Origin of the sequence: Allofrancisella frigidaquae (assembly GCF_012222825.1) — a bacterium.
GTDB classification, from domain to species: domain Bacteria; phylum Pseudomonadota; class Gammaproteobacteria; order Francisellales; family Francisellaceae; genus Francisella; species Francisella frigidaquae.
Genome location: NZ_CP038017.1, coordinates 1,553,215 through 1,570,084, shown reverse-complemented (window position 1 = coordinate 1,570,084; position 16,870 = coordinate 1,553,215). Strand labels below are relative to the sequence as shown.

Here is a 16,870-nt window from a genome sequence, read left to right as displayed (position 1 = left end):
GCTTTTTGTGACTATTTTAAACGAAAAAGAAGTAAATGTTGAATATTTAAAACCAGTCTTTTCTTGAATTTATAGGTATTTATTTGTTACCGTGTGTAATTTAAATTCCGAAGCGGAGCTATCGCTGTAAAATATAAATTATATCGCTACCAAATATGGTAAAATGTATTTTATATAAGTAACTAATTAGCGGAGTATTAATTATAAAGTTACTATCAGAATTTGACGACATATTGGTTATAGACAGAGAATACGTTTTTAGAAATATAAGCAACCCTAATGAGAGCTCTATAGCTATCGGACCTTTATTCACCTGTGTAGCATTTTTATTGATATGCTATTTAGATGAAACAGATGCTGATGAGATCATTCTATTTGCTGCTCACTTACAGTGTGGCGGATTTGGATATAAAAATTTAGACATTATAGATAAAAAGATATCTAAAAAAAATATCCAAAAATTGGAATACTATTATATTATCCCAGGATCTGTTGATAAATATTATGTAGAAGATATTGAGAAAATAACAGCTTTTCTAAAAGAATATAATGTAATAGTTCAAGATAACGTAATTGAGCTGCGTAGTGATGGTGCTCCTACTCCACTATTTATATATACCCATATTTCATTTCAAACTACAGAACTAACTTTAAGAAAAACTAATAGTGATTTGAGCTTATACATATTTGATCTTATATATGAAGATCAAACTAAATATGCATGGGAAAGAAATTCATCTATTTGTAGGTGTTGTAAAAAAACAAAATTAAAACTATTTCATAGGCACCATTGTAGGGTTTGTGGTAAGTCAATATGTGATAGATGTACCTTTAGAAAAAATATAATTGATAAACACATCAGACTAGCTACAAAGAATAGCTTTACTCCTTCAAAGAAAAAAACGGATGAAAACCTACTAGAAGTTAAAATTTGTGCCAATTGTATTAATCTATACTTAGATGATATTAATGATTTTAAGTGAGCTGGGAGTGCCATAAAGTGTAGCAAAGAATGAGTACTTATATCCTAATGATGTTTAATTTTTCTCTTACTACTGGAGACGCACACCTATTTTCAGAATCTAACGTTATAACAGTAAAACTCTAGTCCTCTTCCCTTAAAATGACACTAATAATGAAATCTATCGAACACTTATTATCACAGTTTCTATTAAAAAAAGATATTGTCTATCAAAAATACCTTATATAAAATAATGTTTTTAGCGTGTATGGTTAAATGTCAAAGTGTATAAAACCGTTTGAAAAATAAAAATCTCTGGCTAAATAAAAATGCGGGATACCGAAGTTCAGTTTAATTTTTATTATTACAAGACAACGACGTTTTATAACATATAATTTCTTGTTAAATTGGGGATCATAAAGTATGAATATTTTAGACAGCTTAAGTAACATAGAGTTGTCTTATTCAATCATCAGTTTGTCAGCCAATATTTTTAAACAGCACAACATAAGCAGATTTAGAGATTGGTTAAAAGTTTTAAGTATGCAACAAAATCCAAGAAGGAGATAATAATGAATGACTTTGAATATATAGACAAGGCAGTTAGCATTGTTTATATGCAAGATGATTTGCTGGCTATGCTATCATTAGTAAAAATTTTGGGTAAAGATGGTGAGCCAATATACGAATCAGCAGAGACAAGTTTAGTAAAATTTATCTCATCTTTGAAAAGCCTTGAACCAATTGTCCTTGGTGAAGGGGTTTCAAAAATTACTTTAGAACAGTTGCTTAAGCAGCTTGAAAATCCTCTTACAAGAGCTAAGGCATCTATTTTGTTACAACAGTATCATCAAAACCTAGTGACAAAGATTAATTTAGAAGCATCAACAAAACAAAAAAACACTTCTGTTAATGGTATGGGCGTTTTGTTATATGCTTACTCTTTGGTTCAGGCTTTTTACAGCGCTAAACCATTAGCTACGCTTTTAAAAGCTGTGCACACTTTAGCAGTTAAGGAGAACGGTTATACCTATGCACTAGAGCAAATAAAAGACTCGGAAAATGCACCTTATTACCTGTATAGCTTACTTATGCCTAGCGAAATTATTGAAGAAAATAATAATGCTGAAGCAGCATTTTTAGAAAGGCTTGACCAACGTTACGAGCAATCAGGATTGCCTAAAAAAATCAGCTCTAAGCTAATAGGAAAAAGGTTTGAAGATGGTTATTACTATGAAATGCTTTACTATGTATTAAGTTACTTTGCTGATTCTAAAAATTATGCAGAGGTACACAATAAGATTTCAGAACAATCACGTGAACCTGAAAGTTATTACATCATCAGTAAAGATCTGTATCCAGAGTTTCCAATAACTGCGCTAAGTACCATAGATGAAAAATTAAAATCGGTTTTGTGTAATGCTGAGAATATACAAAAAAAGACAAATGAGTATTTTAAAGAGCTTGAGCAAATCAAAAAAAATGCTGAAAAGCTGAAAGAATATAAGCGTAAAACGTTAAATGTCAGTTTAAAACAAGCTATTTTAATGTCTAAACTAAACTTGGCAGTTGCTATGCTTCATGAGTTAGGTACGCGCTTATCAAAGCTAGATATTGAAATTAAAGATAAGTTACTTTTGCCGAAAGAAGCCGTTCTTAATACAAGAAAGCTCCCTAGGTTCCAACAGTGGTGTAGCGCATTAGATGAGTTGATGTTACGATTAAACAATAAAAGGGATAGTTTCTCTTGCTTGGTATATCATAAAATAATGTCAGCTACTTTAGCAAGGTATGATGAATTATCTAAGATTTATGACGAAATATATACTGGAACAGTTTATGATGATAAAGCTATTCGTGGCTTAGTTACGACTAAAGCAAAGATGATTGCAAGTATCCAGATCAATCCTCTTAAATTATTAGGTGATGTATGTAGTGAAAATAATGTCCAAAAAAGTGATCAAGAAACAATTAAACACCTATTTTTAGATTTCCATAGTGAAATTCTTCCAATTACTAAAAACTGCTTGGAAGAATTTTGTTATTCATCTCCAACTAGTTTAAATAAACAATATCAGCTTGCAAAGAGAGAAACGCATCGCCATCCATTATATCCGTTAATAACAATATACAGCGAGTGGTATAAGCTAAGGTCTTTTGTTTTATTTTTTGAGAACTTTGGTAATAATCTTAGCGGCTATCTTTTAGGGTTTGAGAAAGTTAACGGAGTTGCATTTGAGATGCTCCATAAAGATTTGGTGTATCTAAGTTATGCTTTTGGTGCAATTTATAATGATCTTGAGCAATCCGCGCAAGCAATGTTGTTGAAGTATATGGCGATTTTTGCTATTGATCCAAGCAGTGAAAATTACTATTTAGCATTTAAAAAGTTTGCAATTATTGAGAGCTGTATTTTCACACACTCAGCGTTTAAATCAGTATCCTTTAATGCAATGCTAGATAAATATATTAAAAAAGAAAATTTAGAAATAAGCTCTCAATTTATAGAATTTATGAAAAGCTGTGAACGTACTAGAACTGGGTTTACACTTTTTAGTGTAGATCGAGGTACACACACTCTAGCCTATCAAGCAAGTGGTCAATACCAGTTTGAGTTAATTGTTACACATCAAGAGTTTCAAGAAGTTCAAAATGAACTTACACAGTTATATGAATTGGGTGGGGTCCCAGCACTTACAGCAATTGCAATGGTGGTATTTATAAAAAGTTATAATGATAAATTTTTAACTGGAACACGAGCTAAAGTTGAAAGCTTTAAAGGGCTTTATACTTCAGACATTTTTGCAGCTTGGCGCAGAACAGGCGTCAATAGTATGGGAAGAATTCTTAGATTAGTTAATTTAGATAATGACTATAACAGCCTACAGAAGTTAATTGAGAAGTTACAACAATATAAAACAACAGAGTCTATAAAGAAGGACGTAAATGATTTTTTAAAGGAAAAAAGTCAGCTCCTTATAAATTGTTTTACAGAAAAAACTAGACTAAATCTTGAGCAAATTAAATCCACTATTGATAATATTGACCGAATGCTAAACGTAGAAGCAGTTACCAAAGCGACAGGTAAATCAAAATGTAGGGAAAACTTATTACAATCAAAGGAAGTTTTTAGCAGTTTATACCAGAAGCTTGTGTACCTTGATATGTCATGTTTTTCTCAACGTTTAATTACAGGATTAAAACCATTTAAGGCTAATAGAAAATTTATTGATATGTTGGCATATTATTTGACCAAAACTTTTGCTCGCAATGATGAAGTAGTAATTACACGCTATGAAAATCTACCGAAGCTTGAAAGTTTTGGCAATGTTAACAAGAATGAAAATTTTCAACTTGCGTTACAGAGCGATACTCAGCTTGCTTTCCGATCAAGCTATGAGAAAGACCGTGAAATTTTAGGAATTACTCACGATCATGAGACAGGTAGAGAAATCGTGCCGCGTGATACCAGTAATAAGTTTTATTTTTTCTTGAAAATGCTCACCAGCATGTGCGAATACTACATGGATAGTATTATTAGAATATTCGGTGATCACTATGATAAAAAAAATAAGGAACGTTTTGATCAATTTCTAGATAAATTATTGGAAGATTTTCAAATAGCAGTTAACACTGACTTTAAGACCACCTACTTAGATAAAGTAGTTTCAGATTTGAAACTAAATATCAAAATTATTAATTTATATGTTATATTTTCGTCAGCTCCTGAAACAAATCGTTTTAAAGAAGATAATGGTGTTGACCTTCATTTTTTGCAACTATTTATTGAAGAAAGTATTGCAAGCCTTAAGGTTAGATCTTTTGATAAAGTAAAATTCTTTGATAGTTCATACCGAGAATTTAGCTTGATTGAGCGTTTCACCAAAGTCTACGATGAACTTGAATATATTTATACCTTTATGAAAGATAATGATAATTTTATTATATTATCGCGTTCAGATTTATTTGCTATATACAACTTAGCAAATGATCAAGAGTTCAATAAGCGTCTTTCTAATCCAAAAGATAAACAAGCTCAGGCTTTAAAGACCATATTTGATAGTAAAAGCACAAAGCGCTTTAAACTTAAAGATCTAAAGCGTGCAGTTGATTCCTATGAATTATATTTAACAAAACATGTTATATTCCCTGAATACAATGAGAATACAGTTTTGTCATGTGGATTATTATGTTATGAGTATAACCAAATTATTACTATCATATATCAGGATATCCTTGAAAGAAGCCAAAACTACCATGGGCTGTACAAGTTTAAATGGTGGCATGTCGCATCTTTAGGGTTCGGTGCTGCAATTGATTACCTTTATACGACGAACAATCTTGCTGAAGGAATTAAAGAAATTCAAACAATAATTTCTAAAGGGTCGTCTAATGCTAACCAACAAATTCAACACATCATAGCAGTTGCAAATAAGCGTTTACAAAAGCATAGTAAACGCAATGATAGCGTGCGACGCCTATATGCGTTTTTAAATCAAGATTTATCTAAATATATAGCAGAAAAAACCAAACAAATTAAGCTTTCTAAGCCAGATTTTGAGTTTCGACGAGTGTCTACTGTTAATCAAAGTAGTTTTGAGCAACATTTAAACAAAAAAGATTCGAATGATGGTAAAGAAAAATTTAGCTCTATGAATGACAGTTCATTAGATATTGGTATAAATAACGCATTAGTACTCTCAATTAGCCAAAATTTAGCTCCTTTAAACTTACTTACACCAGAATTGCGAGCTTCTATGGCTCTTGATATTGTTCAAGATATCGCTAGTCATAATGTGGAACGCGCATCCTTTATTTCTAATGGATTTATTGATATTTGCGTTGGCAAAAGGCACCAGGAAGGTGTTATTAACTTAAATCAAGATGACAAGTTTATAATAAAACCTTGCCGAACGATATTAAGTGATGAAATTGAAAAAGGGAATATACTAACTGAGATTAGCCAATTAGTAGCAGTTTCAAAAGATAGCTTAATTATCTTACCAATTAGTTTTGGAAACTGGCACTTTATGTTATTTATGATTGACACTGTAAATAAAAGGCTTTATTTTTTTGACTCATTAAACGGTAATCGAGCTGAGTGGGCTAAATCTAAAATCAAAGTGTTAGGGATAGAACGTTATCAATTAGTTTGCCTTACAGAATCATTTCAGCAAAACAATGATTGTGGATTTTTAGTGCTTGCCTTTATAGATCAGATTTATCTTCGCAATAATAAAAATATGGATATGGTTGAGCTATATAGATCAATCAAGAAAGAATATGATAGTAGTTTCCTAAGACAATATTTTTGTCACTATGCTGGGAAACCTTATGCTGCAGATAATTGGGTATTCACCATTGAATATAACTAAATAATTTTGGCAACAGTCTTATTATGTAACTTAAAAATTGAGAAAATCTAAGGCTTTATAATCTTTATATTAAACTTTTTTCTGATATCTTTTATAGGCGTATTCAGGTAACTATCATGACTGTACCAGTCCCATTTTTTAGTCATTTTAAAAGCTCTTTATATCCTTTAAAAGTAACGTTGGAACCAACTAAGGTCCAAATATCATTTATAGCCTCTCCTTTTATTTAATCTTTTGATTGCTTAGCTTTTTCGTTATTCTTATCCTTAGGCTTTTTATTTTCCTCGTTACAAGCTTTGTCAGTATCATGACAAGGGCAAGCAGATTCAGAATCACAGATATCTTTTTTATAGTATTTATAAGCAAACAATACGATAACTGCAGCTATAACAACCAACCAAGCATTACCATAGCTGGAACCTGGCAATATAGCTAAGATTAAAGTAATTATCTTTAATACTACAGCAACCCCTAAAATAGCTAAAAAGACTGCTAAAGCGCATTTAGCCATTTTTTTATAACATTCAGGATTTTCTTTAAAGCAACATTTCATAATTCTATCTCCATTGTTTTATGATACAGCTTAATTTTACCAAGAAAAAACGCTATTAGGTAGTATTAATTCAAGAGGCAGCAGATGAAAAATTAAATGATTTGGCTGCAATAATTGCTTGCACTATTTATTGCCTAAATTAAACAAAGGTTACCAAAAATAATATCGTTACAACAAGTTTTTTTATACCATATAACATAAGTAGATGTAAATATTGAGTTTTAAAGCATGAAAGAATTTAGTAAGAAAACCCATACACCTTTTTTACAAAAAAATTATCATAATTTATTATCTAACCCTGTAGATCATTATCTTAGGGGTGTAACAGCATCTTTAAAGGCTTATCCTGCTATTTTGCTTGCTGAGGAGCAGCCTAATTCTATCAAAAATGGTATCAGATTATTAAAAAAATTAAGTGATGACAAACGCATCGGCCATGCTACAGCGAAAAAATTTTGGTCAATAGTAGGAGATTCAAAAGTATTAGATTATTACGAGTTAGTTAAGAATGCTAATGAAGGGGCAAAGGTCATATTTGCTAATAATTTTGACTTAACTAGTATCTTAGCTGAGATTTTAAATATTTCAGGAAAGTCAGCTTTAGATTTGCTTAAAAGCATAGGGCTTGGTGAAATAGGTGCATTTGCTCTTGATTTAACTATTCCTGATTGTTGGGGGACTTTAATTGGTGTTAGTTTATCAGTTTGTTTACTTGGGCTGGATTTTGGCAGTTGTGCTGTAGTTGGTATGGCTGCGGACGCTGGTAAGAGCGTTAAAAAGACTTATGATTATACTAAAAAAGGTCTTGAAATTGGTGGTGTTGCCCTTAATCATAATTTGATGCTCCAAGCCTTAATATGTAAGATGTTAAATGGGATTATTAAATACAAACCTGCTGGCATGCCTTCTAGAATCTGCGTTGATATTGTTGACATGGTGCTTTTTCTGTTTTCAAAAATGAATGGTGTGTATATAGGGTCATATTCATTATTTGAACTGCTAATGGTTAATAAGCTCAATTTTATTAGTACAGCTCGTGACAATAAAGTTGATGCTTATATAATGAATCTTTATAAAGAGCTTCAAAAAAAATCTGAAGCATTAAATTACGTTGTAAATATAAAAGATATTGATGAGGTTATGAAAATTAGGCAATCTTTTTTTCAAAATCGTTTTAGTAATTTAGAAAGTCACTATGTCTCTGTTATGAATGCTGCTACAGATGATAAAATAAAAACCCAAGCTAAAAACAGAAATAATTCTGTCATTACACAACCTGATGAAGTATCAAGGAAAATAGCAGATTCTTATCTAACTATTCAGACAATTTTCAAGGAGACATTAGTAATAGAAGAAAGGCGTATAGCATTAAGTGGTAAAATTCCTATTGAAAAAATTAATAATAGTACCAGTAACTTTTGCAGCAAAGTGTTCGATTCATTTAATGAAGTTGATAGTTTATTGATATATTACCGAACTCAAAGTACTAATATTAGAAGATTACTTGACAAAATTTCTGGTGATTGCAAAAAACTTAGAGCTTCATTAGCCCAGGCACAAAAAGTTGGAGTTAAACGTAGATTTATAAATAATACGGCAGAGGATAAACGTTTAGGAAATTTAAGACAACAAATTGACACTGTGACAAGGATTAATGATCAACAAAATAGGGTTCGTCTAGAAGGTATGGATTTAGCCACAGAATCTTTAGATTATAAAAAAGTTATTCACAATGGTAAAGCAGTATTTGAACGTAGAAATAACACTTTTAGAATGAATCAAATAATTCGACATAGTCAATGTCAATCATTAGGTTCTTTACTAAATAGTAATTACCAAAACTCTAATAATAGTGTTGATAATTTTCTTAAGCAGGTAGAGGATGCTCTAGGTGACAAAAGTAATATTGATAAATATTATCAATATGGAAAAGCGATAACTTCAACTATACCCAGAATTAAATATAAAGCTATTGATTACTCTAAAGTTTCTGAGCTTCAGATTCTTAGCAGAGCAGCACTAACTTGCTTTTGGAGGACTGAAAGCGAATTTTCATTGAGATTCATTTTTTGGCACTATTGTGTTTGTACAAGAATTGACATAGATGACATTTCAAATAGATTTATTGATGATAAAGTAGCGATAGTACATAAATTATTTTCTGATAATTTGTACAAAAAATTTAAAACAGCAACTTCTAATTTTGAGTACTAGATTTTATATAGCATACTACTAGTATAAGAAGTATGCTATATTGTAGTTTTTGACGTTCAAACTACTTATATGAGCCAAATATCAAAAGATGATTATCAAATTTTATTAAAAATGCAAAACTTATATAAAGAGTTAGGCTTGGATTTTCCAGAAAAATATAAAGTAGGTGGAGCAAGAAAAAAATGTTTTTCTACCGAATATTATATGAGCAATGAAATTGCTAATATTGATGCTTTAAGGAAAATTGCAAAGTTCAAACTGCATCTTCATAGTAATAACCCTTATTCACAATATAATAAAATAACAGAAACCGTGTTAAGGCACTTGTGTAGACTGTTGAGAGAATATGTAAATAGATCCATTGGCCATAGAGCTGACCTGGTTAGGTATTTACTCATATATGAAAACATTGATGCAATTTTGGCATTAAGCCAATCTGATATGACACCTAGCTCAATGAAGCAAATTATGTCTCGATGTTTGCTTTATAAACAACTTGGTTATTGTGAGAGGTTTTTTTACGCAGGGATTCTAAGTACAGAATTTGCAAACACGTTTAAGAAGATATATGAAGAAATCAGAATTTTAATTTTTGAACTTCTAATAGATTTTATTAACCAAAGCCATGTAGAGAAAATAGGAAGTTTAATCAATATATTAACAACATATCGCGAATATCTCTTTCTCTACTTCACATCTAGTGACATACTCTCGCTTGAAGAAGAGGAAAATAATGATTTAGATATTAATCATCTTAAAGTTTATTTAAACCAAACGATGCTTGGCGCATTTTCTTTATCAGAAAATAAAAGCAAAAATAGATATTTAAATATGGTGAGGTTCACGAAACAATTGGTTCAAATAATAGAAAGAGAATTTCACATAAAATTTATTTCTATTGGCACTAATAACTATAATTTAAAAGATATTACCGAATCGCATAATCATATTAGGCATATCACAGCCAATATTTGTAAAAGCTATGACGACTTTGCAAAAAATTGCGTATATAAAGAACTATCGGAAAAATACATGTCTAAAGAATCACGAGATTTAAGGGATCAGAATATATTTATAGGTAATAAAAATGGTTTAAAAGGTATTGTATTTTCAGATTTGTTATTGGCATATTTTTGTAATGGCTTTTTAATATCTTCATCGCTAGGCAATTTAATTGATGGTTCTATAAAGTCGGGATTTATCGATGAGGTGTTACAAAAAAGATCAGATAAACGTAAATTTTCTAAAATGATCCAAGATTTTATAATACCCTTAATAAACTTGCTTAGAAACTATATTATTATTTCAACCATTTTAATTGAGCTCAAACTATATAAAGATTTCTATATACACCACGGTGAGCAGTCTCGGGAAAACTTAACTAAACTATTTATAAATCTTTCAACTGATATTCAAAAAGTGCTAAACCATACCAGAGATAATATGTCAAAAGTAAAAGATTATTTAATTGAAGAATCGCCTATACCTCACAAATGTAGAGAAATGAATTCTATTTTTAATCAATTAAACGTTGGCGAATCATCTTATGTTTCTAATATTTTTAAAGAGTCTGAAAGTATATGTATACAGAACGATATGATTAGTAAAGGTGAGTTGTTAGACTTTAAACAATTTTTTATATCAGCAAAAAATAATAAAGATATATTTTCTATTTTATCTTTATTCGGTATGAGGATAAAAGGTTATAATAATCACCATCAAAATATAAACCCAAATATGAATGAGAAAATCCAAAAGTGGGTAAATGGAAGTAATGAAGTAATTTACGATACTATGAAGGTTTTTCTTGAGCAAGTACAGTTTACTAAAAAGCAAATTGATAATATTAAAATAGGTGAAGAAAATATAGATATTAACGCCTTGGATGAGAACATTAACATTAATGTTTCATACTTTATTGCTTAAATAATCTCTATGTAAAATAAACCTAGTTAAGTCTTTGTTATAAGATATAGATTTAAATAAAGAGGCAAATTATGGCAAAATTAAATGAAAACCAATTTAATACGCTAAACCGTATATTCAAGTACTATGAACAAAGTAATATTTATGTAGATAAAGAAAAATATGGAATTGACTTAACACCTCATAGAATGTTTAGTTTTTTTCTAATCGGGGAATTTGGACCAAAAAGATGGTACAGTTATTCAAACGATTTAACACAAGAAAACCTTAAAAAAGCACGACTTGAAGGTAGGTCAAAATTGATAGAAGACCCTCATGGGAAATTTACATCTCTTGCAATAACTATCTCAAACGTATTTCAAAACTATTTTCATTCACATGACTCGGAATGGCTTACTTCTCCAGATATTATAAGAGGTATTGTGGCGCAAATAGAGTTAGAGTGGATAAAGAGCAAATTATGTAGATATCAATACTCTAATTATGCTTTACTAGAAATAGCTAAGCGAATTAAATTTTATACAAGTCTAGAAACTGATGAATATTTTTATCAAGGGAGATCAAAAAGGTTTATTGAAGTAATAAGACAAGTTAAAAAGGAATCTATTCTTGTATTAAAAGAATCTATGTTAAATTATTATAACTACGGAAAAGTTAAGCAATTTAAAGATATAAAAAGAGTAGCTACATACAATAATGAAATAATACTAACTATTATAACATCAGATGAACTGCAGAACGCTCATGATGGCCGCTACCAAGAGTTAATAGAATTTATTTTTAATACCTCTAGAGAGATTTCAAACATGCATATTATTGATGATTTAATCAATAAAAAGCGACCTAATAATCATATACCATCAGATGGGATGAACCATTTAGTTTTTAACAAAATTAAAAAACCCAGTAAAGAAGATTTAGTAATTAGCTTTTTATCTAAATGTGAAGACACTTTAAATAAAGCGTTATTGAAACTAGATAACATTAAAAAGTACGCTTTAAGTAAAAAGATTACAGGATACACCACAACACAATTAAGGGCGAGAAATTTTGCCCTCCCTTTAAATGGAAATTTGATTCCTGATAAGTCATATCACCACTCAGGGCTAAAGAAAAAGCAGTATTTTGACCAACAATCATTAGAAGCATTATTAGATATTCATAAAGCATTTTTAGTGTGTGTTTTTATACACTCTATTTCCTCTGCGATAGAATGCTATTTAGAAATATGTGGAGAAATTGTCTTTAATACTAATGAAGAATTTAAGAATATTGTTTGTGGTTTTTTAAATAAAACTACGAATGTATTGCTTTACGAAATAAACCCAAGCAAAGCTTTGGATGAGTTGATTTACACTTTTGTAAGGAATAACGGAGATAGTGAGTTTTTATCTGCCGCTAAAAGGAAGATATCTATCACCCCAGGCTTTAATTCTAATGGATCATTGCATTTGCTAAGGGAGCTAATATCTTTGTTGGCAGACACTAAAGAGTATAAAAAAAATATTAATACCTCTGGGGCTGAAATCGGTGAGATTAGTAGCTTTATTAAAGAACATGGAGGTTATTTACATAACAATCCTATAAACGATGAATTAATAGATATAATTCACACCAATGGCACACCTACTGATGTCACGATGCTTTTTGGGGCCTCAGCTGCTTTAGCATATGTAATTTATAAAACGTCATCAATCACAAGATTTTTTTAGGGTAAAGGTAAAGCTGAACAAAGAGTTAAAGGATAAGTAACATTTAATTACAAAGCCAAAGCGTGTTAACATTTTCATAAGTTGTTTGATATCGGTTAATAAGTTTATAGAAGTAGTTGATTATTATCCGTCTTATAGTGAGTCTTAAGTTTATCTTTATTCCACGCATCCATAGTTGCTTTGGATATGGTGACACCTTCATAGTTTTTAGATGGGTTAGCATACATTTCCAGATAGTAGTAAAAGCTACCATTTTGTTTCTTGTTTGGAAGCAAAACAGCAGCATTTTTATAGCTTTCTATAAATAGATCCTTAATGCCGGCTATATTGTTACAGTAAGATATAATATCTTCATCTTTTGTTAATGAGAAAGTATAATCGTAACTATTATTAAGGTGCGTTGTAAGCATTTCTATATAGAATTTTAGTAAAATTGCTCGAGTTTGCCCTGTTATCCCATGTCGATTAATAAAGCCATATCCCTTTGATGTTGTTGCTATTGCCAATAATTCTGCAATTAACCCTGATGCCATTTTGCTAATAACACCTGGTGGAAATATTGATTGCAGGATTTTTAAAGATCCTGTGGGATTTGAGCCACCCATTAGGGAAGTAATTTCATTACCTATATGTGGATCCAAAGAACCAAAAGCAAAAGTTTGAGCTTTACCTTTTGCTATGTTAATTGCTTCAGACCCTGTAGGAGGAGAGCCAGTTTTTTCTTGGTATTTTCCTTGGTAGGCGATAATTGCTTCACAGATTAACTGTTTGATCTTAAAAGTATTTGTTATATTATTAAAAGATTTTTTTATAGCTTTAGATGCGGCTTCGCTGACTACCTCATCAAGATGATTATCTACAATGTCTTTATTTTGTATACACCGTTCGATTTTTCTATTTAGATCTGTATAATGGTCGTATTTTTCATTTCCAAGTAGTGCTTTAATTTTATTTCTAAATTGAGGTTCTCCACATAAGAAGGCCCATAGTTTATCAGTATCACTTACTTGCATGACTGATCTGTAATCAAAATCTACATTATTATCATCCAAATATTTATAGTTGGGATCAGAAAAATTACTTAAGGACCTTCCTACAGTATTAAAAAGATTTTTAGTGACCTTAGGTTGTAGAGTATCAGGGGTAAGGTAGCATTTCAGTAGATCACCCATATTTAAATAATCATTATACTTATCTGTTACTATACATGCATTGTGGAATACTGCTAGAGCAATGAATGAGTAGTGTGAGGTTATAAATCTTCTTTTATTATCGTCTTCTTTATTACTACTTAAATTAAGAAGAGTATTCCCGAAATTTTTAAAAAATTCATTCAAAGCAGCCCGGTCATCATCATGATCACGCATACGAATTAAAGCAGCCTTAATATTATTAGCTTTTTCAACTTCCACTGAAGTAATATTATTGGTGTGTACGCTTTGGTTTTTTTGCAAAAAAAGGTTGCCTATATTACTACTAATAATGTTCTTGTTGCTCTGTAGTTTATATAATTCGTTAAAATTAGAGATGCCTTTTAAAAAAGCCTCAATTAAAGCTTCTTCTGATATGATTTTTGGGATATCTGCCATGTCGTTTTCCTCAGATGATGTATTTTACACCCATATTTTATTAAATTTTATTAAATAGCTTTCATTTTTTATTCGACCATGTATCAAGTTTCTCATATTGGGTAGAATTGTCAATTCTATAGAATAATTTTATGCGTTATTGTAAAAGTTTTTAGATTTTGCGTTAATAGACAAGAATACATTTCGCATATGACTCTTAATTTTGTAAAGAAACTAGGTAAAAGGATAGGTATTCAAAGAAATATTGCTAAGAGACCTAAATTTTGAGTTAGCAAAGTTTTATAAGGAATCAAAAATAAGAGAAAAATTTGCATAAATAACTAAAAAAGGTAAAGGTGTACAGGAATTCGCACGGATTATTTAAAAAGTATGTAAATTTTCACTCTCTAAATAAATAGCAAAAAGTTATAGAATAGTAAAATTATTTCAATTACTCCAGTTTTTAATTTTAAACTCACAGTTCATCAAATAATAATTTTGACCAATAAATTTTGCGAAATAAACACATAACTATTATAATCTATTTTATAACTATGTGATTTGGAGAGTTGCAATGAAACAAGCGGTTGATAAAAATATTATTGAAGCTACAAGATATTTTATAGCGTTAGTCGAAATGGGGTCCTACACTGCTGTGAAAAACTTTTATTCTGTAGAATTAAATACAGTTAAGAGTAAGCTTGAGGCTTTAGAAAAGTATTTAGATATAAACCTTTACCAAAATGTCCACAATAAGATAGTTATAACTAAAAATGGGATGAAATACTATCATTCGTGTCATAAGTTGTATTTTGACCTTGAAGGTATTATTAATAGAGTGAAATATAAAGGTTTAGACAACTCTTTCTCTATACGCGTCTTAAGTACTCGAGCTGGTTTAAATTTTACTATTCCGTATGTTTTACCTAAGCTAAATGAAATAAATCCAGCTTACACATTTACTTTTGATAGCTATTTTTTATATCAAAACAAAAGTTACCATTATCAATTAGATAATTATGACATTGCAGTTATAAATTCTAGAGATTTACATGTAATTGACCAAGACCGATGGATAGTTTGTTATACAATTGATTCAACCACTATACATTCTAACCTCTATGCGAAAAAAGAGTATATTGAAGCAAATAAACTTACAGACCCAAATAGCGTTTCTAAAGCACCTTTTGTATTTAGGCGTGATGAGATGGTTAATCATAGTTTTGGCTTTGAAAGTGGTAGTGAAAATAAAAGCTACCCTATAAATAATATAAAATATGTTGTTGAGGATGATACCCTTAAAGTCAAATTTATAGAAAGTGGTTTGGGGATTTGTATTCTACCGGAACATGCAGCAAACATTTTATTAGAAGGAAAAGAAGGAATAGCCAAAATAGAGGGATTAACTTCAGATGTATTTATGGAAGAGCAACTTATAATAGTGTCTAAGTATTTAACTGATAGGAAAGAGATTATTGCTGCTTTTAGAGAAAGTTTTGATGAGTTTTTAAAAATTTGGGGCTATTGTCCTAAATGATTATAGATTACGACTTTATTTGTTAGGAAGTCATAAAAATAAATATACAAATAGTATAAAAAGTTTCTAGAATCAGATAAGGTATGTTTGTTAAGATTTAACAGACTTAACTATATGTTACGTGTTCTGTCTTTAGCAAGAGATTCTTTTGTAGACTAAATTTAAGTAAAAACCAATTTTATAAACATGTCTGCATGCTATAATTAAAAACTAATAGAGTACCAGTTTTAATTGATATGCAAGATTTATATCATGTCATAGGCTATCCAGTTAAACATAGTCTTTCCCCTAAAATCCAAATGGAATTAGCTAAACAGTACAACCAGGACATGCTTTTTACGGCAATAGAAATTGCACCAGAAGACTTAGAGCAAAAAATCAAAGAGTTTAAAGCTAACCCGCAAATAAAAGGTTTAAGTGTAACAGTTCCCCATAAAGAAAGAGTTTTTGAACTATGTGATGATGCGGACGATATTGCAAAAGACGTTAAAGCAGCTAGTAATGTTATATTTACACCTGATCGTAAAATGATTGCCTTAAATTACGATGGTTTGGGAATAGTTAATGATATAAAAAACAATCATAAAGTAGGTTTTCAGAATAAAGATGTTCTTGTAGTAGGGGCAGGTGGTGCAGCTAAAGCTGTGGTAGCTGCAATTATAAAAGAAAAACCTAAATCCTTAACTATAACAAACCGCACTAAAGAAAAAGCTTTAGTTATTAAAAGCCTATTTAAATATAAATGTGACATTGAAATTGAAGATTTTGAAAATATTTCAAAATGTTTTGATATAGTCATAAATTCAACATCGTCAAGTATATCTAAAGAGTTTTTACCATTAACTGTAGAAAATTTTAATGAAAAGGCTCTAGCTTATGATCTTATGTATTCTGAAACTGGTACAGTCTTTACGCAATGGTGTCAAAACAATGGTATCAAAGCTATAGATGGTAAAGGAATGTTACTTGAGCTTAGCAAAGCTGTTTTTAAATATTGGCGAGGGATTTAAAACAAATATTTTAG

Annotated in this window: 9 protein-coding genes; 7 read left to right on the top strand and 2 right to left on the bottom strand. The window is 30.2% G+C overall.

Going from position 1 to position 16,870, the window contains the following annotated elements; genetic code table 11:
• Positions 1 to 233: 233 nt before the first annotated feature.
• Positions 234 to 983, top strand: coding sequence for an FYVE zinc finger domain-containing protein (locus E3E15_RS07375; protein ID WP_172107145.1), 750 nt, complete (start codon positions 234 to 236; stop codon positions 981 to 983).
• Between the two features lie 550 nt (positions 984 to 1,533).
• Positions 1,534 to 6,336 carry a C48 family peptidase gene (locus tag E3E15_RS07370; RefSeq protein WP_172107144.1) on the top strand — a complete coding sequence of 1,601 codons (4,803 nt, stop codon included), beginning with the start codon at positions 1,534 to 1,536 and terminating at the stop codon, positions 6,334 to 6,336.
• A 226-nt stretch (positions 6,337 to 6,562) separates the two neighbouring features.
• Here E3E15_RS07370 and E3E15_RS07365 read toward each other — a convergent pair whose 3' ends face one another.
• Positions 6,563 to 6,889 (bottom strand): hypothetical protein, encoded by a 327-nt coding sequence (locus tag E3E15_RS07365; protein ID WP_172107143.1) that lies wholly within the window; start codon positions 6,887 to 6,889, stop codon positions 6,563 to 6,565.
• Between the two features lie 228 nt (positions 6,890 to 7,117).
• Between E3E15_RS07365 and E3E15_RS07360 the strand changes: the two genes are divergently transcribed.
• The 3 genes from E3E15_RS07360 (at position 7,118) to E3E15_RS07350 (ending at position 12,741) form a co-directional block, all read left to right on the top strand.
• Entirely contained in the window at positions 7,118 to 9,103 is a 1,986-nt protein-coding gene (locus E3E15_RS07360; RefSeq protein WP_172107142.1) for a hypothetical protein, read from the top strand.
• A 69-nt stretch (positions 9,104 to 9,172) separates the two neighbouring features.
• Positions 9,173 to 11,029: a hypothetical protein gene (locus tag E3E15_RS07355; protein ID WP_172107141.1), complete on the top strand. Its 1,857-nt coding sequence runs from the start codon at positions 9,173 to 9,175 to the stop codon at positions 11,027 to 11,029.
• Between the two features lie 71 nt (positions 11,030 to 11,100).
• Positions 11,101 to 12,741 carry a hypothetical protein gene (locus tag E3E15_RS07350; protein ID WP_172107140.1) on the top strand — a complete coding sequence of 547 codons (1,641 nt, stop codon included), beginning with the start codon at positions 11,101 to 11,103 and terminating at the stop codon, positions 12,739 to 12,741.
• A gap of 104 nt (positions 12,742 to 12,845) precedes the next feature.
• Here E3E15_RS07350 and E3E15_RS07345 read toward each other — a convergent pair whose 3' ends face one another.
• On the bottom strand, positions 12,846 to 14,330 hold the full coding sequence (locus tag E3E15_RS07345) for an RNA-binding protein (protein WP_172107139.1): 1,485 nt from the start codon (positions 14,328 to 14,330) through the stop codon (positions 12,846 to 12,848).
• 553 nt (positions 14,331 to 14,883) lie between these two features.
• On the opposite strand from E3E15_RS07345, the gene E3E15_RS07925 reads away from it, so the two are divergent.
• Together E3E15_RS07925 and aroE are read left to right on the top strand one after the other, a co-directional pair.
• Positions 14,884 to 15,846, top strand: a complete 963-nt coding sequence (locus E3E15_RS07925) for a type 2 periplasmic-binding domain-containing protein (protein ID WP_035720401.1) — start codon at positions 14,884 to 14,886, stop codon at positions 15,844 to 15,846.
• A gap of 236 nt (positions 15,847 to 16,082) precedes the next feature.
• Positions 16,083 to 16,856: a shikimate dehydrogenase gene (gene aroE / locus E3E15_RS07335; RefSeq protein WP_172107138.1), complete on the top strand. Its 774-nt coding sequence runs from the start codon at positions 16,083 to 16,085 to the stop codon at positions 16,854 to 16,856.
• The last annotated feature ends 14 nt before the right edge of the window (positions 16,857 to 16,870 follow it).

Excerpts from the sequence above, each read along its gene's own strand:
- E3E15_RS07925 (WP_035720401.1), top strand. The coding sequence starts at position 14,884 with ATGAAACAAGCGGTTGATAAAAATATTATTGAAGCTACAAGATATTTT.
- E3E15_RS07365 (WP_172107143.1), bottom strand. The coding sequence starts at position 6,889 with ATGAAATGTTGCTTTAAAGAAAATCCTGAATGTTATAAAAAAATGGCT.
- E3E15_RS07360 (WP_172107142.1), top strand. The coding sequence starts at position 7,118 with ATGAAAGAATTTAGTAAGAAAACCCATACACCTTTTTTACAAAAAAAT.
- E3E15_RS07370 (WP_172107144.1), top strand. The coding sequence starts at position 1,534 with ATGAATGACTTTGAATATATAGACAAGGCAGTTAGCATTGTTTATATG.
- E3E15_RS07345 (WP_172107139.1), bottom strand. The coding sequence starts at position 14,330 with ATGGCAGATATCCCAAAAATCATATCAGAAGAAGCTTTAATTGAGGCT.
- E3E15_RS07355 (WP_172107141.1), top strand. The coding sequence starts at position 9,173 with ATGAGCCAAATATCAAAAGATGATTATCAAATTTTATTAAAAATGCAA.
- aroE (WP_172107138.1), top strand. The coding sequence starts at position 16,083 with ATGCAAGATTTATATCATGTCATAGGCTATCCAGTTAAACATAGTCTT.
- E3E15_RS07350 (WP_172107140.1), top strand. The coding sequence starts at position 11,101 with ATGGCAAAATTAAATGAAAACCAATTTAATACGCTAAACCGTATATTC.